Source organism: Micromonospora sp. MH33 (assembly GCF_003013775.1).
Lineage (GTDB): Bacteria > Actinomycetota > Actinomycetes > Mycobacteriales > Micromonosporaceae > Micromonospora > Micromonospora fulviviridis.
Map to the genome: position 1 here is coordinate 1 of NZ_MUYZ01000067.1, position 20517 is coordinate 20517.

A 20517-nucleotide genomic window follows, 5' to 3' on the forward strand; every position below is an offset into this window, starting at 1 on the left:
GCCCACCCCGGCCACCACAGCGACCGCGACCAGGCCGCCGACCAGCAGCAGCGAACCGGCGCCCCGGCCGCCCGCGGTGCCCCCTCCGCCGGTCGCCGGGCCCTTGCTCGGCTGGGCCATGTTCAGCACGGTGAGCATGGTGGAGGCGGTCTGGCCGTTGGAGCACTCCAGGTTCACCGGGTAGTCGCCGGGCGCCTTGTTGCCGGGGATGGTGACCGCCCCGGTCAGGAAGCCGTTGTCCGGCCGGAGCATCACCCGCCCGAAGGCGTCCGAGGTGACCTGGGCCTGCCGGTCGTTGTTGTTGCCGCAACCGGCCCGGATGCTCACCCGGCTGCCGGCCTGGACGCTGTTCGGCGTGACCTCGACGAAGACGTTCTCCCCGGCGCGTGCCGGAGAGGCGGTGGCCAGGACGAACGCCGCGATCAGGCCGAGCAGGCCCAGAACGCCCCGGAGTGCGCGGTGTGACAGGAGCCCTCGCATGATTCCCCCCTTCCGGTGCGGCGCACCGGAATCCTGCTGACGGGCAGCGCGGGCTGAATTCCCCCTGATCCGGGGGCAAACCCGGGGCGGATCAGCGGCGCCGGCCGGCCGGGGGCCCTCCGGCGGGCGGGAGCGGGGTGACCGGGTGCCAGTCCAGCGGCGTGGAGAGCACCATTGTGCTGGACGGCTGGCCGTACGGGGCGAGCCGGTCGATGACCCCCTCGAACTCGCCCATCGTGCCGGCGGCCACCTTGAGCATGCTGCACGCGTCACCGGTGATCCGGTGGATCTCCATGATCTCCGGCCAGTCCGCCACCTCCGGATCGTTGAGGATGCAGCGCGACCCGTAGCAGGACATCCGGATCAGCGCGAGCACGGTCCGGCCGGCCCGGGTCAGGTCCACGTGCGCGTGATAGCCGGTGATCACCCCGGACTCCTCCAGCCGGCGTACCCGCTCGGCCACCGCGGGCGGGGAGAGGTGCACCCGGCGGGACAGCTCGCTGTACGAGAGTCGGGCGTCGGCCTGGAGTTCGCGCAGCAGCGCCCAGTCCATGTCGTCCACGCGGTGACCTTTCTTCCGTGAAGTCGAGTGCCGAAGACGCCTTCGGCTCGACAGGTGGAACCACCGTACCGCCGTTGAACAGGCATTCCATCTGCGGATCAACCAGCGGCATCATGTCGTCTACCCCGGCGTACGAAGGGAGATGACGGTGGAACAGACGACGGCGGTGCGGCCGGCGACCCCGCAGCAGCGGGCGGTCCGCGCGGCGCGCAACGGCGGCGAGCCGACCCTGGAGTTCGCCGACCGGGTGCCCTACGACGCCTACGTGCACGCCAGCACGCTGCACCAGCTCCAGCAGCCGCTCAGCGACGACCCGGGCGAGATGTCCTTCCTGATGGTCAGCCAGATCATGGAGCTGTACTTCAAGCTGACCTGCCACGAGCTGCGGCACGCCCAGCGCGAGCTGCGGGCCAACCGGGTCTGGGACGCGCTGCCCCCGCTGCGCCGGGCCGCCCTGCACCTGGAGGGGCTCAACGCCGCCTGGCAGGGGCTGCGCTGGATGACCCCGGCCGACTTCAACCGGTTCCGCGACCGGCTCGGCGAGGGCTCCGGCTTCCAGTCGGCCATGTACCGCCAGCTGGAGTTCCTGCTGGGCCTGCGCGACCCGGCGCTGATCCGCCCGTTCCGCCGGCAGGCCGAGGTGCACGCCGAGCTGACCGCCGCCCTGACCACGCCGAGCCTCTGGGACGACGTGGTGGCGCTGCTCGCCCGGCGCGGCTTCGAGTTTCCCGCCGACCTGCTGGAGCGGGACGTGGCGAACGAGCACGAGTCGCACCCCGCCGTCGAGGCGGCCTGGGTGCGGATCTACGCCGACGGCGGCCCCGACAACCACCTTCGCCTGCTCGGCGATGCGTTGACCGAGGTGGCCGAAGGGTTCAGCGACTGGCGTTGGCACCACATCAAGGCGGTGCAGCGCTCGATGGGCGCCAAGGTCGGCAGCGGCGGCTCCGCCGGGCTGGCCTGGTTGCAGCGGAGCATGGCCCGGGTGGTCTTCCCGGAGCTGTGGTCGGCCCGGACCGCGATGTGACCGGAGGAATCGTGCGGAACACCGAGACTGAGTCGCTGGGCTTCGGCGGTACCGAAGCCGAAGCCCGGACGCTCGACGCCGCCGACCCCGGCCACCGGCACCTGTTCCTGGTGCCGCCGGCCGAGGGCGGGCGCCACCCCGAGGTGGCGTACCTGGCTGGCAACTCGCTGGGCCTGCAACCCCGGGCCACCCGCGAGGAACTCCTCGCGGACCTGGACGCCTGGCGGCGGCTGGGCGTGGAGGGGCACCTGGAGGCGGAGCGGCCCTGGCTGCCGTACCACGAACTCCTGACCGCGCCGGCCGCGCGACTGGTCGGCGCCCGCCCCGCGGAGACCGTGGTGATGAACTCCCTCACGGTCAACCTGCACCTGCTGATGGTGAGCTTCTACCGTCCGTCGGGACAGCGGACCCGGATCGTCATCGAGGACAGCGCCTTCCCCTCGGACAGCTACGCGGTCCGCAGCCAGGCCCGCTTCCACGGCCTCGACCCGGACACCGCCGTCGTCCGGCTCAAGCCGCGTCCGGGTGAGGACACCCTGCGGACGCAGGACGTGCTCGATTTCCTGGCCGCCGAGGGGCACACCGTGGCGCTGCTGCTGCTCGGCGGGGTCAACTACCTGACCGGCGAGCTGATGGACATTCCGGCGATCACCGCCGCGGGGCGGGCCGCCGGCGCGGTGGTCGGCTGGGACCTGGCGCACGCCGCCGGCAACGTGCCGCTGTCGCTGCACGACTGGGACGTCGACTTCGCCGCCTGGTGCTCCTACAAGTACCTGAACTCCGGCCCCGGCGCCCTGGCCGGCGTCTTCGTCCACGAGCGCCACCTCGGCGACCCGGACCTGCCCCGCTTCGAGGGCTGGTGGAGCACCGAGGCGGCCACCCGGTTCGAGATGACCCCGGTCTCCCGGCCCCCGGCCACCGTCGAGGCGTGGCAGATCTCCAACCCGCCGATCTTCGCGATGGGCCCGGTGCGTACCTCGCTGGAGCTGTTCGACGCGGTCGGCATGCCCGCGCTGCGCGAGCGCAGCCTCCGGCTCACCGGCTACCTGGAGCGGCTGCTCGACGAGGTGACCGCGGACCGGCCGCTGACCGTCATCACCCCGCGCGACCCGGAGCGCCGGGGCTGCCAGCTCTCGGTCCGGATCGGCGCCGGCAGCGCCAGCGAGCTGACCAAGCGGCTGCGGCACGAGCACGGCGTGATCGCCGACGCCCGGGAGCCGGACGTCGTCCGGTTCGCCCCGGTGCCGCTCTACTCGACGTACCACGACTGCTGGCGGGTCGCCGACGCGCTGGCCGCGACCGTGCCGGTGAGCGCGAGGAGTGAGCCGGGTTTGCGAGCCCCGCAGTCGCGAACGGAAGGCGGGCATACCTCATGAGTACGGAACGCGAGGAGATCGCCGTCGTCGGCGCGGGGCTGGCCGGCTGCCTGCTGGCCTGCTTCCTGGCCCGGCGCGGCTACCCGGTCGCCCTCTACGAGCGGCGGCCGGACCCGCGCACCGGCCGGGTCGAGCGGGGGCGCTCGATCAACCTGGCGCTCTCCGAGCGCGGCCTCGACGCGCTGCGGCGGATCGGGCTGGACCGGCAGGTGATGACCGACGCGCTGCCGATGCGCGGCCGGATGATCCACCCGGTGGAGGGGGAGCCGCAGTTCCAGTCGTACAGCGTCTCCGGCGACCGGGCGATCAACTCGATCAGCCGGGGCGCGCTGAACAACGCGCTGCTGGACGCCGCCACCGCGCTGCCCGGCGTGCGGATCGCCTTCGACCACCGGCTCGTCGGGCTCGACCCGACCAGCGGCGAGATGACCTTCGAGACCCCGCAGGGCAAGGTCACCGAGACCGCCTCGGTCGTGCTCGGCGCCGACGGTGCCGGCTCCGCGGTGCGCGGGCAACTGCTGGCGTACGGAGCGGTGACCGAGAGCCTGGACTTCCTGGACTACGGCTACAAGGAACTCACCATCCCGCCGATCGGCGGCGAGTTCGCCCTGGACCCGGGCGCGCTGCACATCTGGCCGCGCGGCACCTCGATGATGATCGCGCTGCCCAACCCGGACCGCTCCTTCACCTGCACGCTGTTCTGGCCGACCCACGGCACGCAGAGCTTCGCCTCGCTGGGCAGCCCGGCCGCCATCGAGACGTACTTCGCCACCCACTACCCGGACCTGGTGCCGCTCGCGCCGAACCTGGTCGACGACTACCAGCACAACCCGGTCGGGGTGCTCGGCACCGTCCGCTGCACGCCGTGGCAGGTGGCCGGCAGGGTCGGCCTGCTCGGCGACGCGGCGCACGCCATCGTGCCGTTCTACGGCCAGGGCGCGAACTGCGCGTTCGAGGACGTGGTCGAGCTGGACCGCTGCCTGGACGAGTGCGGCGACCAGTGGGCGTCGGCGCTGCCGCTGTTCCAGCACCGCCGGCAGGCCAACGCCGAGGCGATCGCCCGGATGGCGCTGACCAACTTCGTGGAGATGCGGGACAAGGTCGCCTCGCCGGTGTTCCAGACCCGCAAGAAGATCGAGCACGCGCTGGAGCGCGCCCTGCCCGGCCGCTACGTCTCGCAGTACGAGCTGGTCTCCTTCTCCACCACCCCGTACGCCGAGGTGCGCCGCCGGGTGCACCGGCAGTACGGAGTGGTGGGGGCGGTGGCGGCCGGTGCGGTGGCCGCGCTGGCCGGTGCGGCGGTGGCGCTCGGCCGAGGGAGGCGAGGATGACCCTCTGGGATCCCCGGCTGATGGCCGGGCACGCGCCGGACGGCCCCGGCCTCCTGCGCAACTTCGTCGGCGGTTCCTTCACCGACGCCGGCCCGCGGTTCACCAAGCGCAGCCCGGTCACCGGCGAGCCGGTCTTCGAGGTGGTCGAGGCCGGTGAGTCCGTCGTGGACGACGCGGTGACCGCGGCCCGGGCGGCGCTGCGCGGCCCGTGGGGCCGGATGGGCGAGCGGGAGCGCGCCGAAGTGCTCCGCCGGGTCGCCGACGAGCTGGAACGCCGCTTCGACGACCTGGTCGCCGCCGAGGTGGCCGACACCGGCAAGGCCATCTCCCAGGCCCGCACGTTGGACATCCCGCGGGGGGCCGCCAACTTCCGGGCGTTCGCCGAGATCGTGGCGACCGCGCCGACCGAGTCGTTCACCACGGTCACCCCGACCGGCGGCCGGGCGCTGAACTACGCGGTCCGCAAGCCGGTCGGCGTGGTCGCGATCATCGTGCCGTGGAACCTGCCGCTGCTCCTGCTCACCTGGAAGGTCGCCCCGGCCCTGGCCTGCGGCAACGCCGTGGTGGTCAAGCCCAGCGAGGAGACCCCGGCGTCGGCGACCCTGCTCGCCGAGGTGATGGCCGCGGCGGGCGTGCCCGAGGGCGTGTTCAACCTCGTGCACGGCTTCGGCCCCGGCTCGGCCGGCGAACACCTCACCCGGCACCCGGGCGTCGACGCGATCACCTTCACCGGGGAGTCGGCCACCGGCAGCGCCATCATGCGGGCCGCCGCCGACGGGGTGAAGGCGGTGAGCTTCGAGCTGGGCGGCAAGAACGCCGGCCTGGTCTTCGCCGACGCCGACCTGGACGCGGCGGTCGCCGGCTCGGTCCGGTCCAGCTTCACCAACGGCGGCCAGGTCTGCCTCTGCACCGAGCGGATCTACGTGCAGCGGCCGGTCTTCGAGGAGTTCACGGCGCGGCTGGCCAAGCGCGCCGACGAGCTGGCGTACGGCTGGCCGGCCGACGAGGCCACCGCGAACATGCCGCTGATCTCGCACGCCCACCGGGACAAGGTGCTCGGCCACTACGAGCTGGCCCGCACCGAGGGCGCCGAGGTGCGCGCCGGGGGCGGTACGCCGCGCTTCGGCGACGCCCGCGACGGCGGCGCGTACGTGCAGCCGACCGTGCTCACCGGCCTGGGTCCGGACGCCCGCACCAACCGGGAGGAGATCTTCGGGCCGGTGGTGCACGTCGCCCCGTTCGACGACGAGGACGAGGCGTACGCGCTGGCCAACGGCACCGACTACGGCCTGGCGGCGACCGTCTGGACCCGCGACGTGGGCCGGGCGCACCGGGCCGGGGCGCGGCTGGACGCCGGCATCGTCTGGGTGAACACCTGGTTCCTGCGCGACCTGCGGACCCCGTTCGGCGGGGTGAAGGCCTCCGGCATCGGCCGGGAGGGCGGGGTGCACTCGCTCGACTTCTACTCCGAACTCACCAACGTCTGCGTGGACCTCTCATGAGTGCGCGTTCGGGGCAGAATGCACGACGTCATGAGCGCGAGGAGCGAGCCGGGGTTGCGAGCCCCGCGGTCGCGAATCGGAGCCAGCGTCGTCAGCGCACGCAGCGAGGAGCCGGGATGACCGTCGACATCGAAGCCGCCAACCGGGAGCTGGCCGTGGCCCGGCAGGAGGAGAAGCCGTGCCCGCCGCTGCGCGGGCGGCTGCTGCCGGAGGGCGACATCGAGGCGGCCTACCAGGTGCAGCAGGTCTACACCCGGCAGCGGCTCGGCAAGGGCCACCGCCGGGTCGGGGCGAAGATCGGCCTCACCTCCCGCGCGGTGCAGGAGAACTTCGGTGTCTTCCAGCCCGACTTCGGGGTGCTCTTCGACGACATGGCGGTCGGCGACGGTGTGGAGGTGCCGATGAGCCGGCTGCTCCAGCCGCGGGTGGAGGCGGAGATCGCCTTCGTGCTCGGCGCCGACCTGCCCGACGAGCGGGTCACCACCGTCGACCTGATCCGGGCGGTCGACCACGTGCTGCCGGCCATCGAGATCGTCGACTCCCGCATCGCCGGCTGGGACATCTCCATCGTGGACACCGTGGCGGACAACGCCTCCAGCGGGCTCTTCGTGCTCGGCACCGCGCCCCGCCGGCTGGCCGACGTGGACCTGCGGCTCTGCGGCATGGTGCTGGAGCACGCCGGCGAGCCGGTGTCGGTCGGCGCCGGGGCGGCCTGCCTCGGCAACCCGCTGCACGCGCTGGAGTGGCTGGCCGGCACCATGGCCCGCGCCGGCGACCCGCTGAAGGCCGGGGACGTGGTGCTCTCCGGAGCGCTCGGCCCGATGGTGCCCGTGACGCCCGGCGCGGCGTACGAGGCGCGGATCTCCGGGCTCGGCTCGGTGCGGACCTGTTTCTCCAAGGAGGCCTCATGACCGTCGGCGTGGCGGTGCTCGGGTCGGGCAACATCGGCACCGACCTGATGATCAAGGTGCTGCGGCTCAGCAGCGAGCTGCGCGTGGTCGCGATGGCCGGCATCGACCCGGCGTCCGACGGTCTCGCCCGGGCCCGGCGGCTCGGCGTGGCGACCACCGCCGAGGGCGTCGACGGTCTGGTGGCCATGCCCGAGTTCGCCGACGTCGAGCTGGTCTTCGACGCCACCTCGGCCGGGGCGCACCGGCGCCACGACGCGGTGCTGCGGGCGCACGGCCGGACCGTGGTCGACCTGACGCCGGCCGCCATCGGCCCGTACGTGGTGCCGCCGGTCAACCTCGACGAGCACCTGCACCAGCCCAACGTGAACATGGTGACCTGCGGCGGGCAGGCCACCGTGCCGATCGTGCACGCGGTCGGCCGGGTCACCCCGGTCGCGTACGGGGAGATCGTCGCCTCGATCGCCTCGAAGTCGGCCGGGCCGGGCACCCGGGCCAACATCGACGAGTTCACCGAGACCACGGCCCGGGCCATCGAGGTGGTCGGCGGCGCCGAACGCGGCAAGGCCATCATCGTGCTGAACCCGGCCGACCCGCCGCTGCTCATGCGGGACACCGTCTACTGCCTCTGCCCGGACGCCGACGCCGACCGAGTGGAGATCGCCGCCTCGGTGGCCGACATGGTGAAGACCGTGCAGGAGTACGTCCCGGGCTACCGGCTCAAGCAGGACGTGCAGTTCGACCGGGTGGACACGTACGCGCCGGTGCTGGGCCGGCACTTCACCGGGCTCCAGGTCTCGGTCTTCCTGGAGGTCTCCGGCGCCGGGCACTACCTGCCCGCGTACGCCGGGAACCTGGACATCATGACCTCGGCCGCGCTGCGCACCGCGGAGCGGCTGGTCGCCCTGCGCGCGAAGGAGGTCCCGGCGTGACCGACCTCTACATCCAGGACGTGACCCTGCGCGACGGCATGCACGCCATCGCGCACCGGTACACGGTGGACCAGGTACGGACCATTGCCGCCGCGCTCGACGCGGCCGGGGTGGCCGCCATCGAGGTGGCGCACGGCGACGGGCTGGCCGGCTCCAGCGTCAACTACGGCCACGGCGCGGCCGGCGACGCCGACTGGATCTCCGCCGCCGCCGAGGTGCTGACCAGCGCGCGGCTCACCACCCTGCTGCTGCCCGGCATCGGCACCATCGCCGACCTCAAGGCCGCCAAGGCGCTCGGGGTGACCAGCGTCCGGATCGCCACCCACTGCACCGAGGCGGACATCTCCGCGCAGCACATCTCCTGGGCCCGGGAGAACGGCATGGACGTCTCCGGGTTCCTCATGATGTCGCACATGAACGACCCGGCCGGGCTGGCCGCCCAGGCCAAGCTCATGGAGTCGTACGGGGCGCACTGCGTCTACGTCACCGACTCCGGCGGGCGGCTGCTCATGTCGGACGTGGCCGAGCGGGTCGACGCGTACCGGCAGGTGCTCGAACCGGAGACGCAGATCGGCATCCACGCCCACCACAACCTGTCCCTCGGGGTGGCGAACAGCGTGCTGGCGGTCGAGCACGGCCGGATCCTCGGCGCCGGGCCCCTCGGCTCGCCGCACGGCCGGACCGTCCGGGTGGACGCGTCGCTGGCCGGCATGGGCGCGGGCGCCGGCAACGCCCCGCTGGAGGTCTTCGTCGCGGTCGCCGAGCTGCACGGCTGGAAGCACGGCTGCGACGTGTTCGCGCTGATGGACGCGGCCGACGACCTGGTCCGACCGCTCCAGGACCGACCGGTCCAGGTCGACCGGGAGACGCTCTCCCTCGGGTACGCCGGGGTCTACTCCAGCTTCCTCCGTCACGCCGAGCGCGCCTCGGCGAAGTACGGGGTGGACGTCCGCTCGATCCTGGTCGAGCTGGGCCGGCGCCGGATGGTCGGCGGCCAGGAGGACATGATCGTGGACGTGGCACTCGACCTGGCCGGCAAGGAGGCCGTGAGCGCGAGGAGTGAGCCGGGTTTGCGAGCCCCGCAGTCGCGAACGGAAGGTGGCGCAGCATGATCGGACCGGACATCGCGGGGATCGCCGAGAAGTTGGGCGCGGCCGCCGACACGGCCACCGCGATCCCGCAACTCGCCGCCGAGACGGGCCTCGACGTGGACGCCGCGTACGCGGTGCAGGCCGCGCTGCTCCAGCGTCGCCTCGACCGCGGCGAGCGGCTGGTCGGGCTGAAGATGGGGCTGACCAGCAAGGCGAAGATGGCCCAGGTCGGCGTGGACGAGGTGATCTGGGGCCGGCTCACCGACGTGATGCGGGTACCCGACGGCGGCACGGTCGACGTGGCCCACTTCATCCACCCCCGGGTCGAGCCGGAGGTGGCGTTCCTGCTGGACCGCCTCCCCGAGCCCGGCGAGCCCGTCGGCGCGTTCAGCGAGGCGGTCCGCGCGGTCGCCCCGGCGATCGAGCTGATCGACTCCCGGTACGCCAACTTCACCTTCTCCCTGCCGGACGTGGTCGCCGACAACACCTCGGCCGCGGCGTTCGTGGTCGGACCCTGGTCGCCGGTGCCGGACGGGCTGGACAACCTCGGCGTGCTGCTGGAGATCGACGGGCGGGTGGCGCAGGTCGGCTCGACGGCCGCGATCCTCGGCGACCCGCGCCGGGCCCTGGACGAGGGCATCCGGCTGGCCGCCCGGCACGGCGTCCGGCTCCGCGAGGGCTGGGTCTTCCTGGCCGGCGCGGCCACCGCCGCCGTGCCGCTGCGCCCCGGCGCGCACGTCCGGGCCGTCGTGGAGAAGCTCGGCACGGCGTCCCTGAGGGCGGCCGCGTGACGGCCCGGGTGGTGGCCGGGAAGGCCGTGCCGCGCGGCGCCTTCCCGCACGTCAAGGTCGCCGGCGGGTTCGTCTTCGTCTCGGGTACGTCGTCGCGCCGGCCGGACAACACCTTCGCCGGTGTCTCCGTGGACGAGTTCGGCACCACCGACCTCGACATCCGGGCGCAGACCCGGGCGGTGATCGGGAACATCCGCGACCTGCTCCGCTCGGTCGGTGCCGACCTGGGCGACCTGGTGCAGGTCACCAGCTACCTGGTCAACATGAACGACTTCGGTGGCTACAACGAGGTGTGGGCGGAGTTCTTCGACGCCACCGGGCCGACCCGGACCACGGTGGCCGTGCACCAGCTTCCGCATCCGCACCTGCTGATCGAGATGCAGGCCGTGGCCCTACTTCCGTCGGGAGGTCAGTCGTGAGTGAGATCGCCGAGCCGTTCAGCTTCTCCGGTTGGATCGGGGAGAACCAGCACCTGCTCAAGCCGCCGGTGGGCAACAAGGAGATGCTGCCGGGCAGCGACGACTTCATCGTCATGGTGGTGGGCGGCCCGAACCAGCGGACCGACTTCCACGTCGACCCGTACGAGGAGTTCTTCTACCAGGTCAAGGGCAACATGCACATCAACCTGATGCTGCCCGAGGGGCCGCGTACGGTGCACGTGCGCGAGGGTCAGATGTGGATGCTGCCGCGCAACACCCCGCACTCGCCGCAGCGCCCCGAGGCCGGCTCGATCGGCATGGTGATCGAGCGGGTCCGCGAGGAGGGCACGCTGGAGAAGTTCCAGTGGTACTGCCCCGAGTGCCACCAGAAGGTGCACGAGGTGGAGCTCCAGGTCCGCGACATCGCCGCCGACCTGCCCCCGGTCTTCGCGGATTTCTACGCCGACGAGAAGGCCCGCACCTGCGGCAACTGCGGCGCGCTGCACCCGGGCAAGGGCTGATGGCGCAACGCGTCGTCGACGTGCACACGCACGTCGTACCCAAGGGGTGGCCGGACCTCGCCGCGGCCTGCGGCGGGTCCGGCTGGCCCTGGCTGCGGGTGGACTCCGAGCGCGCCGCCATGATCATGGTGGGGGAGACGGAGTTCCGGCCGGTCGGCGCGGAGTGCTGGGACCCGGAGACCCGGCTCGCCGACATGGCCGCCGACGGGGTCGACGTGCAGGTCGTCTCGCCCACCCCGGTCTTCTTCAGCTACGACCGCCCCGCCGACCAGGCGGTGAAGGTGGCCCGGATCTTCAACGACCTCACCCTGGCGGTCACCGCGGCCGGGGGCGACCGGCTGGTGCCCTTCTGCCAGGTGCCGTTGCAGGACCCGGACGCCGCCTGCGCCGAGCTGGACCGCTGCCTGGCCGCCGGGCACGCCGGGGTGGAGATCGGCAACCACGTCGGCGACCGCGACCTCGACGACGCCGGCATCGTGCAGTTCCTGACCCACTGCGCCGAGGTGGGCGCGCCCGTCTTCGTGCACCCGTGGGACATGCCGGTCGGCCCCCGGCTGGACCGGTGGATGGCGCGCTGGCTGACCGGGATGCCGGCCGAGACCCACCTGTCGGTGCTGGCGCTGATCCTCGGCGGGGTGTTCGACCGGGTGCCGGAGACGCTGCGGATCTGCTTCGCGCACGGCGGCGGCAGCTTCCCGTTCTGGCTGGGCCGCGCCGACAACGCCTGGCACCGCCGCGGCGACCTGGTACGCGGCGCGTCCAGCGCCCCGCCCAGCGCCTACGTCGACCGGTTCTGCGTGGACTCGGTGGTCTTCGAGCCGGCCGCCCTGCGGCTGCTGGTCGACACGATGGGCGAGGACCGGGTGCTGGTGGGCAGCGACTACCCGTACCCGCTGGGGGAGCGGCCGGTCGGGCAGGTGGTCCGCAAGGCCGACTTCCTCACCGCCGACCAGCGCGACAAGCTGCTGTCCCGCAACGCCCTGCGCTTCCTGCACGGCTGACCCCGCCGCGGGCGCGCGGCGGGTGATGAGTGCGAGCACCGCGGTGACCAGGCAGGATGGGGGCATGGCCGAGCCGCACGACCTGACCGCGCTGGAGCAGGCCGCCGCGATCCGCCGGGGTGAGTTGTCCAGCGTGGAGCTGGTCGAGCACCACCTGCGCCGGGTGGACGCGCTCGGGGACACCCTCGGCGCGTTCGTCACCGTCACCCCGGAACGCGCGCGGGCGGCGGCGGCCGCCGCCGACGCGGTGCCGGCGGACCGACGCGGCCCGCTGCACGGGGTGCCGACCGCGATCAAGGACCTCACCCTCACCGCCGGGGTCCGCACCACCTTCGGCTCGGCCGCCTTCGCCGACTTCGTGCCGCCGGTCGACGCCGACGTGGTCCGGTTCATGGCCGCCGCCGGGCTGGTGAGCCTCGGCAAGACCACCACCTCCGAACTGGGCTGCTCGCTCTACTCGGAAGGGCTCGTCGCGCCGCCGGCCCGCAACCCGTGGGGCCTCGGCTACACGGCGGGCGGGTCCAGCGGCGGGGCGGCGGCCGCGGTGGCCGGCGGGCTGGTGCCGGTGGCCCAGGGCTCCGACGGCGGCGGTTCGCTGCGCATCCCGGCGTCCCTCTGCGGCCTGGTCGGCTACAAGCCCAGCCGGGGGCTGGTCTCCGGCGGACCGCTCGGCTTCGGGGCGTTCGGGCTGCCCACCAGCGGCCCGCTCGGCCGGACCGTGACCGACGTGGCCGCGCTGCTCGACGTGCTGGCGCAACCGGTGGCGGGCGAGCCGTACCTGCCGCCCGCCGCGCCCACCGGCGGCTACCTGGGCGCCGCCCGGGACGCCGCGCCGGGCCGGCTGCGGATCGGCCGGTTCACCGCCCCGATGCTCGCCGACGAGCCGGTCCACCCGGACTGCGTGGCTGCCGTCGACCGGGCCGCCGCGCTGCTCACCGCGGCCGGCCACGAGGTGGTCGACGTCCCCGCGCCGCTCGGCCCCGACGCGTGGCCACTCTTCGAGACCGTCTGGTACGTGCTGGCGCTCGCCCCGGTGCCGGCGGAGCGGGAGAGCGACCTGCTGCCGCTGACCCGGTTCCTCCGTGCCCGGGGCGCGGCCGTCGGCGCCGGCCCGCTGATGGCCGCGCTCGGCGAACTCCAGGCCCAGGTACGCCGCGGCGTCCGCCGTACCGCCGGGTGCGACCTGCTGCTCTGCCCGACCCTGGCGGCCCCGCAGGCGCCGGTGGGGGCATTCGCCAGCCTCGATCCGGCCGACGATTTCGACCAGCAGCGCCGGTTTTCGCCGTACTGCGCCATCTTCAACGTCACCGGCGACCCGTCCGTTTCCCTGCCGGTCGGCCGGACCGGCGACGGGATGCCGGTCGGCGTGCTGCTCACCGGCCGGTACGGCGACGACGCGACATTGATAGCCACTGCCGCGCAACTGGAGCACGGCTGTGGCGGGTGGGATCAGCACCCCGCAATCTGGCGGGCGGTCGACTCCGCTAACGTGAACAGCACAAGCGGAGTCGGGCGCGCGTCGTCATGACCGTCCACCCGACCCGGAAATTCCTGGTCTCTCTTTCCGCCTGGGGGCGTTGGGATTGTCTGTTACCGAGACGTTGCTGGTCTTCGTCGGCATCCCGGCGGCCGCCGTGCTGGTGATCGCCGGCCTGGCGGCCGCGGGCAGCCGTGGTGGCGGCGGTGGCGGCGCCAAGCGCTACCGGCCGGGCCGGCCGTTCGACTTCACTCCGGTCTGGTTCCTGGGCCGTCCGGAGCAGCTGGCCGACTCGGCCGGCACCGCACTGGCCGCCGGGGCGCAGGCGCCGGCGCTGACCAGCCGCAAGCAGGAGCAGGCCGGCCGGGAGGCGCCGGCCGGTGGAACCGGAGGCGCAAGTGACCGTTGGTGAGAAGCAGGCCGCGACGGGGACCGGTAACCCGCCCGAGGTCCTGGACGGGCCGTTCTCGACCCGTCAGCTGCTCCGCATCGACGAGGCGCTCCGCCTGGCCGACCAGGGCACCGGCCTGGTCTTCTCGGTCTACGTGGGCGGCCTCGACGAGCCGATCCGGGAGCACGCCGGGCGGCTGCACCGCCAGCTCGCCGAGCCGGACAGGTCCGTGCTGATCGCCGTGTCGCCCAACCAGCGGCAGCTCGAGATCATCACCGGCCGGTACGCGCGCAAGCGCATCCCGGACACGTACGCCAAGCTGGCCGCACTCTCCATGGTGGCCTCGTTCGGCGGCGGCGACCTGGCCGGCGGCATCATCCAGGGCCTCGACCAGCTCGCCAGCCACGCCGGCAAGGGCTGACCCACCGCCACACGACGACGAAGCCCGGCCCGCGCGACGCGGGCCGGGCTTCTTCGTGTCTGCCACCAGGTCTGGGGGCGGCGGTGTCCGGGGTTGCGACTCCGCCGTCTCGCCGAGCCGGTGGGGCGGCCCGAGCCCGGGCCGCCCCGCGGGGATCAGGCGGTCCGGGCGTCCCGGGCGCGGGCCTTGAGGGCGCGGGACACGCCGTCGCGGCCCTCCGCCACCAGCCGGCGCAGCGACGCCGGGTGACCCTCCTGGGCCAGCCAGGCGTCGGTGGCCGCCACCGTGTCCTCCTCGATCAGGTACGCCGGGTAGGCGAGCTGGACGAACTCCTGCGCCGGCTCGCTGTCCCGCTGCGCCCACACCTGCGCCGCCGCGGCGAAGTACTTCTCCCGGTACGGCGCGGTGAGCTCCACCTGCGCCGGGTGGGTGAAGCCCTGCAGCAGCGCCCGGTTGCGCCAGTTCGGCAGCGCCTCCGGTCCGGTGAGCTGCGCCCACACCGCCGCCTTGTTCTCCGCCGTCGGCACGAGCGCGTGCGCGTACGCGGCCTCCCGCTCGCCGCTGGCGGTCCGGTCGCCGGCCAGCTCGGCCTCCACCTCGGCGGCCCCGGCCGCGCCGTTGGCCACCAGCGACTGGAGGACGGTCCAGCGCAGCTCGGTGTCCACGGTCAGCCCGGCCGGCACACCGGCGCCGTCCAGCCAGCCGCGCAGCGCGGCCAGGTCCTCGTCGGAGCGGGCCGCGGAGGCGTACGCCCGGGCCCAGGCCAGCTGGAATCCGCTGCCCTCCTCGGCCGCGGCGAGCGCGGTCCGGGCGGTCCGGGCCAGCTCGGCCCAGCCGGTCGGCGCCCAGGCCGGGTCGGCGTAGAAGGTGAGCGTGGTGCTCGCCTGGCGCAGGGTGGCGGTGACCAGGTTGATGTCGGTCTCCGCCGGCAGCCCGGCCAGCACCAGCGCCACGTAGTCCCGGGCCGACAGCTCGGCGTCGCGGGTCATGTCCCAGGCGGCGGTCCAGCAGAGCGCGCGGGCCAGCGACGAGTCGAAGCCGGCGATGTGCTGCACCACGGTCGCCATCGACCGCTCGTCGAGCCGCAGCTTGGTGTACGTCAGGTCGTCGTCGTTGAGCAGCAGCACGTCGGCGGCGGGCTTGCCGTGCAGCACGGACAGCTCGGTCAGCTCGCCGGTCACGTCCACCTCGACCCGTTCCCGGCGGACCAGCCGCCCGTCGGTCAGGTCGTAGAGGCCCACCCCGATCCGGTGGGTGCGCAGGGTCGGGTGCCCGGCGGGCGCCTCCTGCCGGACCAGCACCCGCTCGTACGCGCCGTCGGCGCCGATGGTCACCTCGGGGCGCAGCGTGTTGACCTGCGCGGTCTCCAGCCACTGGGCGGCGAACTTGCGCAGCTCCCGGCCGGAGGCCGTCTCCAGCTCGGAGAGCAGGTCGTCGAAGGTGGCGTTGCCCCAGGCGTGCTTGCCGAAGTAGGCCCGCAGGCCGGCCACGAACGGCTCCTCGCCCACGTACGCGACCAACTGCTTGAGCACGCTGGCGCCCTTGGCGTAGGTGATGCCGTCGAAGTTGACCTCGACCGCCTCCAGGTCCGGCATCTCGCAGTAGACCGGGTGGGTGGAGGAGAGCTGGTCCTGCCGGTAGCCCCAGTTCTTGCGGATGGACAGGAAGGTCGTCCACGCGTCGGAGAAGCGGGTGGCGTGGGTGTTGCACCAGTGGCTGGCCCACTCGGCGAACGACTCGTTCAACCACAGGTCGTTCCACCAGCGCATGGTGACCAGGTCACCGAACCACATGTGCGCCAGCTCGTGCAGGATCGTGTTGGCCCGCTGCTCGTACTCGAAGTCGGTGACCTGCGAGCGGAAGATGTAGTGCGACTCGGCGTGCGTGACGCAGCCGAAGTTCTCCATCGCGCCGGCGTTGAAGTCCGGCACCCAGAGCTGGTCGTACTTGGGCAGCGGGTAGCGCACCTGGAACTTCTCGTGGAAGAAGTCGAAGCCCTGCTTGGTGATCAGGAACAGGTCGTCCGCGTCCAGGTACCGGGCCATCGAGGCCCGGCAGTAGACGCCCAGGTCGATGCCGTCGTGGCTGTCCCGCACCTCGTGGTACGGGCCGGCGCAGAGCGCGGTGATGTAGGTGCTCATCCGCGCCGACTCGGCGAAGTGGACGGTCTTGAGCCCCTCACCGGCCGGCTCCTCGCGCTCCACCGGCATGTTGGACACCACCCGCCAGTGCGCCGGGACGGTGGCGTGCCAGGTGTAGACACTCTTCAGGTCGGGCTGGTCGAAGCAGGCGAAGACCTTCTGCGCGTCGGCGGTCTCGAACTGGCTGTAGAGGTAGGTCTCGCCGTCCACCGGGTCGACCGTGCGGTGCAGGCCCTGCCCGCTGTTGGAGTAGCCGAAGTCGGCGTCGACCACGAGGACGTTCTCGGCGGCCAGGCCGGTGAGGGTGAGGCCCTTCTCGGCGGACCAGCCGGCGAGGTCGAGCGGCGTGCCGTTCAGCGTCGCCGACCGCACCGACTCGGCGGCCGTCTCGATGAAGGTGCTCGCCCCTGGCTCGGCGCAGCGGAACCGGACCTCGGTCACCGACCGGAAGGTACGGCCGTCGGCCTGCACCGCGGTCGACAGGTCAAGCTTGATGTCGTACCCGGTGACGTCGAGCAGGCGGGCCCGCTCGGTGGCCTCGACCTGGGTCAGGTTGCGCACTCCCGGCACTGTTCGTCTCCATCCCACTCGTCTCGCCGCGCCCCGCGGCACCGGCCTCCCCGGCCCGCTCGTGACGGCCGGTCCGAAACCGAGTCTTCCATGCACGGACACCCTTCGGTGGCCGAGGTCACGCTCTCATTCCGGTACCGGTCGATGCCGGGTGGGGTGAGGATCGGAGGGGAAGGCGCCGGAGCTCCGGCGCTGTGGAGTCGTGAAGGGATGACACCGTGACCGAACGTGTCGCCGTGGACATGTGGTTCGACCCGCTGTGCCCGTGGGCGTGGATCACCTCCCGCTGGTTGCTGGAGGTCGAGCAGGTCCGGGACGTGGACATCCGGTTCCACGTGATGAGCCTCTCGGTGCTCAACGAGGGCCGGGACCTGCCGGAGCAGTACCAGGACCTGATGAAGAAGGGCTGGGGCCCGGTGCGGGTCTGCATCGCCGTCGAGCAGGCGCACGGCGGGGAGGTGCTGGGGAAGCTCTACACCGCGATGGGCACCCGGATTCACCTCGGCAAGGAGGAGCTGGGCCGGGACATGCTGGCCGGCGCGCTCACCGACGTCGGCCTCGACCCGGCGCTCGCCGACGCCGCCGAGTCGACCGAGTACGACGAGGCGCTGCGGGCCAGCCACGAGGCGGGCATGCGGCCGGTCGGCACCGACGTGGGCACCCCGGTGATCCACGCCCCGGGCCCGGACGGCGGGCAGGTCGCCTTCTTCGGCCCGGTGATCACCCCGGCGCCGAAGGGCGAGGCGGCCGGCCGGCTCTGGGACGGCGTCCTGCTGGTGGCCGGCACGCCCGGCTTCTACGAGCTGAAGCGCAGCCGCGAGGTCGGCCCGGTCTTCGACTGAGCCGTGCCGGACGAGCCCCGCGCCGCCCCGTCACCGGGCCGGTGCGGGGCTCGTTTCACCGGGTGTCCCAGCCGGCGGCCCGCCCGGGGCCGCAGCCCGGCAGCTCCTGGAGGCGTTCCCATGGGTAAGCACCGCCGCCTGTCCGCCGACGCGCCGGAGACGGCGACCGAGGACTCCGGCGCGACGTACTGGTCGGTGGCCGAGGGCGACTGGCCGGCGGTCCCGGCCGAGATGGCCGGCCTGGTGGCTCCGCCGATCGTGGTCGGCGTCGCCCGGGTGGTGGCCGCCTCGCGGATGACCCCGCCCGCCGACGCGGGCCTGCCGGCCCGGACCCCGGGCACGGTCCGCACCAGCGCCGCGACGGGCCGCCCGGTCCCGGCCGGGACGACGACGGTACGGCTCACCGCCTCCGGCGGCTCCCGGCCGGCCGCACCGACGCCGGGCGGGAGCGCGGCCCCCGGCCGGCACCGCACCGGCTGACCGCGTCCCCTTTCATCTGGTGGACGGCGCGCGGGTCCGGCACCGGCGCTCCGGACGGCGCGGGTAGCGTCAGCGGGCATGACGGTCGTGCATCCGATCGCCCGGGCCTGGATCACCACTGGCGGCACCGGCGCGCAGAACTACGACGAGTTCGCCGACGACGCGGAGATCACCGCCATCGTCGAGGCGAATCCGCACAGTGCCCTGGGCATCGAGATGCCCCACCGGGCGCCGGGGAGCCTCGGGAAGTCGTTCCTCGACGCGCTCCCCGACGCGGTGGCCCGCCTCGCCGAGGCGAAGGCGGACGGCAGCTACACCCCGGCCGAGCAGGTCGTGGTCCTCTACCGGATCAGCGCTCCGGGCGAGGAGAGCGCGTACGGGCTGTTCGCCATGGTCGACACCGACCAGATCTCGACGCGGGCCGACGAGCCCGGCCTGGTGATCCGCAACGAGGACGTGTTCATCGCCAAGGTGCGGGAGCGCGTCGCCCTGGCCGAGGCGCTGGGTCACCTGCTCTCACCCGTACTCCTGCTCCAGACCGGGCGCGGCGACGAGCTGCACGCGGCGCTCGCGGCGGCGACCGAGACGGCCGGCGCGCCCGCCGCCACCGACGTGGACCAGGCCGGCCGCACGCACGCCATCTGGCTGCTCGGCCCGGGCCCGGCGCAGGACGAGCTGACCGCCCTGGCGGGCGGCGGCGAGCTGGTGGTCGCCGACGGCAACCACCGCAGCCTGGCCGCGCAGACCGGCGGCTTTCCGCGCTTCCTGTCGGTGATCACCACGCCGGCGTCGGTCGCCATCCAGCCCTACAACCGGCTGGTCAGCGAGCTGACCACCACCCCGGACGAGCTGCTCGACCGGCTCCGCGCCGCTGGCGCGGAGATCACTCCGATCGCCGGCCCGGTCGACGTCCCGGCGACCGGCGGCACCGTGCACCTCCACCTCGCCGGCCAGGGGTACGCGGTGCGCCTGCCGCACGTCGGCGGCGACCGGTTGGAGAACCTCGACCACGCGCTGGTCGAGCGGCTGCTGCTGCGCGACGCGCTCGGCCTCGACCCGGGCGACAAGCGGATCACCTACGTGGGCGGCGACTACCCGGCGAACTGGCTCATCGGCGAGGTCGACGCCGGCCGGGCCGAGCTGGCCGTCCTCGTCGCCCCGGTGACCGTGGACGACTTCGTCGCGGTGAACCTGGCCCGGGAGAAGATGCCGCGCAAGAGCACCTGGTTCACTCCGAAGGCGCGGGCCGGTCTGGTCGTCGCCGAACTTCCCCGCTGAGGCGTGTGACGAATCCGCCTCCGTGCCGCCGCCCGCGCGCCGGCACGGGGGCGGGCCTGTCAGACTGCGCGGTATGCGCGTCTACCTGGGATCCGATCACGCCGGTTTCGAGCTGAAGGTGCACCTCGCCAACCACCTGGCCAAGCAGGGGTACGAGGTGGTCGACGTCGGCCCGCACGCCTTCGACCCGGACGACGACTACCCGGCGTTCTGCCTGCACACCGGGCAGCGCGTGGTCGACGACCAGGGCAGCCTCGGTGTGGTCATCGGCGGCTCCGGCAACGGCGAGCAGATCGCGGCCAACAAGATCGCCGGGGTCCGGGCGGCACTCGCCTGGAACATCGACACCGCGCAGCTCTCCCGCGAGCACAACGACGCCAACATCGTGGCGATCGGCGCCCGGCAGCACACCCTGGACGAGGCGACCGCCCTGGTCGAGGCGTTCCTCACCACCCAGTTCTCGGGCAACCCCCGGCACGCCCGCCGGATCGCCCAGGTCGCCGACTACGAGCAGAGCCGAGAGCTTCCCGAACTGCCCGCCTGACCCGTCACCGACGGGCGCGGCCGCGCAGGTCGCGCCCGTCACCGCCCGGTGCGGGGCAGCTCCTCGCGGGGCACCCAGTTGCGGCGGACGATCACCACCCGGGCCTCGGCCTCGGCCAGGTGCTCGTCGGTCGGCCGGGCGGCGTCCCGCGCCCGCAGCGCGGCGGTCACGCTCACCTGCGACGAGCCGGAGCCGACCAGGCCGCGCAGCCCCCGCTCGCCCTCGTCGGCGGGCGGTCCCGGTCGCCGGCCACGGGGGTCCGACGGCTCCAGCTCGGTGCGTCTGGCGCCGCGCGGCGACCTGGAGCCGTCGTCCGACGACTCCGGCTCGGTGCGTCTGGCGCCGCGCGGCGACCTGGAGCCGTCGTCGTCGTGCACCGCGGCCGTGCTCGCGCTCGGGCCGTCGGCGTCCGGCGTCGCGCCGTCGCCCTGG

The 20517-nt window shown here is 73.5% G+C and carries 22 protein-coding genes; 18 read left to right on the forward strand and 4 right to left on the reverse strand.

The window, feature by feature from the left end; translation table 11 throughout:
- The coding region (locus tag B0E53_RS13360; protein ID WP_107076384.1) for a hypothetical protein at window positions 1–480 on the reverse strand (480 nt) is incomplete at its 3' end.
- Between the two features lie 91 nt (window positions 481–571).
- Entirely contained in the window at window positions 572–1042 is a 471-nt protein-coding gene (locus B0E53_RS13365; RefSeq protein ID WP_107076365.1) for an Lrp/AsnC family transcriptional regulator, read from the reverse strand.
- Window positions 1043–1184: 142 nt separating this feature from the next.
- Between B0E53_RS13365 and B0E53_RS13370 the strand changes: the two genes are divergently transcribed.
- From B0E53_RS13370 to B0E53_RS13435, 14 genes are all read left to right on the forward strand, one after another.
- Complete coding sequence (locus B0E53_RS13370) at window positions 1185–2069, forward strand: tryptophan 2,3-dioxygenase family protein (RefSeq protein WP_107076366.1); 885 nt, start codon at window positions 1185–1187, stop codon at window positions 2067–2069.
- Window positions 2070–2104: 35 nt separating this feature from the next.
- Window positions 2105–3445, forward strand: a complete 1341-nt coding sequence (kynU, locus tag B0E53_RS13375; protein ID WP_107076385.1) for a kynureninase — start codon at window positions 2105–2107, stop codon at window positions 3443–3445.
- On the forward strand, window positions 3442–4776 hold the full coding sequence (locus B0E53_RS13380; RefSeq protein WP_107076367.1) for an NAD(P)/FAD-dependent oxidoreductase: 1335 nt from the start codon (window positions 3442–3444) through the stop codon (window positions 4774–4776). The genes kynU and B0E53_RS13380 overlap by 4 nt, the downstream gene beginning before the upstream one ends.
- Window positions 4777–4796: 20 nt before the next feature.
- Window positions 4797–6278, forward strand: coding sequence for a 2-hydroxymuconic semialdehyde dehydrogenase (locus B0E53_RS13385; RefSeq protein ID WP_107076386.1), 1482 nt, complete (start codon window positions 4797–4799; stop codon window positions 6276–6278).
- A 116-nt stretch (window positions 6279–6394) separates the two neighbouring features.
- Entirely contained in the window at window positions 6395–7189 is a 795-nt protein-coding gene (locus B0E53_RS13390) for a fumarylacetoacetate hydrolase family protein (protein ID WP_091319063.1), read from the forward strand.
- Window positions 7186–8118: an acetaldehyde dehydrogenase (acetylating) gene (locus B0E53_RS13395; RefSeq protein ID WP_107076368.1), complete on the forward strand. Its 933-nt coding sequence runs from the start codon at window positions 7186–7188 to the stop codon at window positions 8116–8118. Before B0E53_RS13390 ends, B0E53_RS13395 begins: the two co-directional genes overlap by 4 nt.
- Entirely contained in the window at window positions 8115–9230 is a 1116-nt protein-coding gene (gene dmpG / locus B0E53_RS13400; protein WP_107076369.1) for a 4-hydroxy-2-oxovalerate aldolase, read from the forward strand. The genes B0E53_RS13395 and dmpG overlap by 4 nt, the downstream gene beginning before the upstream one ends.
- The gene (locus B0E53_RS13405) at window positions 9227–10000 is read left to right on the forward strand and encodes a fumarylacetoacetate hydrolase family protein (RefSeq protein ID WP_107076370.1); all 774 of its coding nucleotides are present in this window, start codon (window positions 9227–9229) and stop codon (window positions 9998–10000) included. Before dmpG ends, B0E53_RS13405 begins: the two co-directional genes overlap by 4 nt.
- A complete protein-coding gene (locus B0E53_RS13410) occupies window positions 9997–10419 on the forward strand; it encodes a RidA family protein (protein WP_107076371.1) in 423 nt (140 codons plus the stop codon). Before B0E53_RS13405 ends, B0E53_RS13410 begins: the two co-directional genes overlap by 4 nt.
- Complete coding sequence (locus B0E53_RS13415) at window positions 10416–10940, forward strand: 3-hydroxyanthranilate 3,4-dioxygenase (protein ID WP_107076372.1); 525 nt, start codon at window positions 10416–10418, stop codon at window positions 10938–10940. The genes B0E53_RS13410 and B0E53_RS13415 overlap by 4 nt, the downstream gene beginning before the upstream one ends.
- The gene (locus B0E53_RS13420; protein ID WP_107076373.1) at window positions 10940–11941 is read left to right on the forward strand and encodes an amidohydrolase family protein; all 1002 of its coding nucleotides are present in this window, start codon (window positions 10940–10942) and stop codon (window positions 11939–11941) included. Before B0E53_RS13415 ends, B0E53_RS13420 begins: the two co-directional genes overlap by 1 nt.
- A 64-nt stretch (window positions 11942–12005) precedes the next feature.
- Complete coding sequence (locus B0E53_RS13425) at window positions 12006–13469, forward strand: amidase (RefSeq protein ID WP_107076374.1); 1464 nt, start codon at window positions 12006–12008, stop codon at window positions 13467–13469.
- Window positions 13470–13542: 73 nt separating this feature from the next.
- Entirely contained in the window at window positions 13543–13830 is a 288-nt protein-coding gene (locus B0E53_RS13430) for a hypothetical protein (protein ID WP_107076375.1), read from the forward strand.
- Window positions 13817–14230, forward strand: a complete 414-nt coding sequence (locus tag B0E53_RS13435; RefSeq protein ID WP_091319084.1) for a DUF5130 family protein — start codon at window positions 13817–13819, stop codon at window positions 14228–14230. The genes B0E53_RS13430 and B0E53_RS13435 overlap by 14 nt, the downstream gene beginning before the upstream one ends.
- Before the next feature lie 155 nt (window positions 14231–14385).
- Here the strand turns inward: B0E53_RS13435 and pepN are convergent, their stop codons facing one another.
- Window positions 14386–16932 (reverse strand): aminopeptidase N, encoded by a 2547-nt coding sequence (gene pepN, locus B0E53_RS13440; protein ID WP_107076376.1) that lies wholly within the window; start codon window positions 16930–16932, stop codon window positions 14386–14388.
- 227 nt (window positions 16933–17159) lie between these two features.
- On the opposite strand from pepN, the gene B0E53_RS13445 reads away from it, so the two are divergent.
- The 4 genes from B0E53_RS13445 to B0E53_RS13460 all read left to right on the forward strand — a co-directional run bounded on the left by B0E53_RS13445 (window position 17160) and on the right by B0E53_RS13460 (window position 20085).
- Entirely contained in the window at window positions 17160–17783 is a 624-nt protein-coding gene (locus B0E53_RS13445; RefSeq protein ID WP_091319089.1) for a disulfide bond formation protein DsbA, read from the forward strand.
- 120 nt (window positions 17784–17903) lie between these two features.
- Complete coding sequence (locus B0E53_RS13450; protein ID WP_107076377.1) at window positions 17904–18263, forward strand: hypothetical protein; 360 nt, start codon at window positions 17904–17906, stop codon at window positions 18261–18263.
- 78 nt (window positions 18264–18341) lie between these two features.
- Window positions 18342–19541, forward strand: coding sequence for a DUF1015 family protein (locus B0E53_RS13455; RefSeq protein ID WP_107076378.1), 1200 nt, complete (start codon window positions 18342–18344; stop codon window positions 19539–19541).
- Window positions 19542–19614: 73 nt separating this feature from the next.
- Window positions 19615–20085: a ribose-5-phosphate isomerase gene (locus B0E53_RS13460; RefSeq protein ID WP_107076379.1), complete on the forward strand. Its 471-nt coding sequence runs from the start codon at window positions 19615–19617 to the stop codon at window positions 20083–20085.
- A 38-nt stretch (window positions 20086–20123) separates the two neighbouring features.
- On the opposite strand, the gene B0E53_RS13465 is transcribed toward B0E53_RS13460, so the two are convergent.
- The gene (locus tag B0E53_RS13465; RefSeq protein WP_107076387.1) at window positions 20124–20462 is read right to left on the reverse strand and encodes a hypothetical protein; all 339 of its coding nucleotides are present in this window, start codon (window positions 20460–20462) and stop codon (window positions 20124–20126) included.
- Between the last annotated feature and the right edge of the window lie 55 nt (window positions 20463–20517).

What these genes read in the sequence shown, in the direction of transcription:
- B0E53_RS13370 (WP_107076366.1), top strand. Translation starts at nt 1,185, where the DNA reads ATGACGGTGGAACAGACGACGGCGGTGCGGCCGGCGACCCCGCAGCAG.
- B0E53_RS13380 (WP_107076367.1), top strand. Translation starts at nt 3,442, where the DNA reads ATGAGTACGGAACGCGAGGAGATCGCCGTCGTCGGCGCGGGGCTGGCC.
- B0E53_RS13385 (WP_107076386.1), top strand. Translation starts at nt 4,797, where the DNA reads ATGGCCGGGCACGCGCCGGACGGCCCCGGCCTCCTGCGCAACTTCGTC.
- B0E53_RS13390 (WP_091319063.1), top strand. Translation starts at nt 6,395, where the DNA reads ATGACCGTCGACATCGAAGCCGCCAACCGGGAGCTGGCCGTGGCCCGG.
- B0E53_RS13395 (WP_107076368.1), top strand. Translation starts at nt 7,186, where the DNA reads ATGACCGTCGGCGTGGCGGTGCTCGGGTCGGGCAACATCGGCACCGAC.
- B0E53_RS13405 (WP_107076370.1), top strand. Translation starts at nt 9,227, where the DNA reads ATGATCGGACCGGACATCGCGGGGATCGCCGAGAAGTTGGGCGCGGCC.
- B0E53_RS13420 (WP_107076373.1), top strand. Translation starts at nt 10,940, where the DNA reads ATGGCGCAACGCGTCGTCGACGTGCACACGCACGTCGTACCCAAGGGG.
- B0E53_RS13425 (WP_107076374.1), top strand. Translation starts at nt 12,006, where the DNA reads ATGGCCGAGCCGCACGACCTGACCGCGCTGGAGCAGGCCGCCGCGATC.
- B0E53_RS13450 (WP_107076377.1), top strand. Translation starts at nt 17,904, where the DNA reads ATGGGTAAGCACCGCCGCCTGTCCGCCGACGCGCCGGAGACGGCGACC.
- B0E53_RS13455 (WP_107076378.1), top strand. Translation starts at nt 18,342, where the DNA reads ATGACGGTCGTGCATCCGATCGCCCGGGCCTGGATCACCACTGGCGGC.
- B0E53_RS13460 (WP_107076379.1), top strand. Translation starts at nt 19,615, where the DNA reads ATGCGCGTCTACCTGGGATCCGATCACGCCGGTTTCGAGCTGAAGGTG.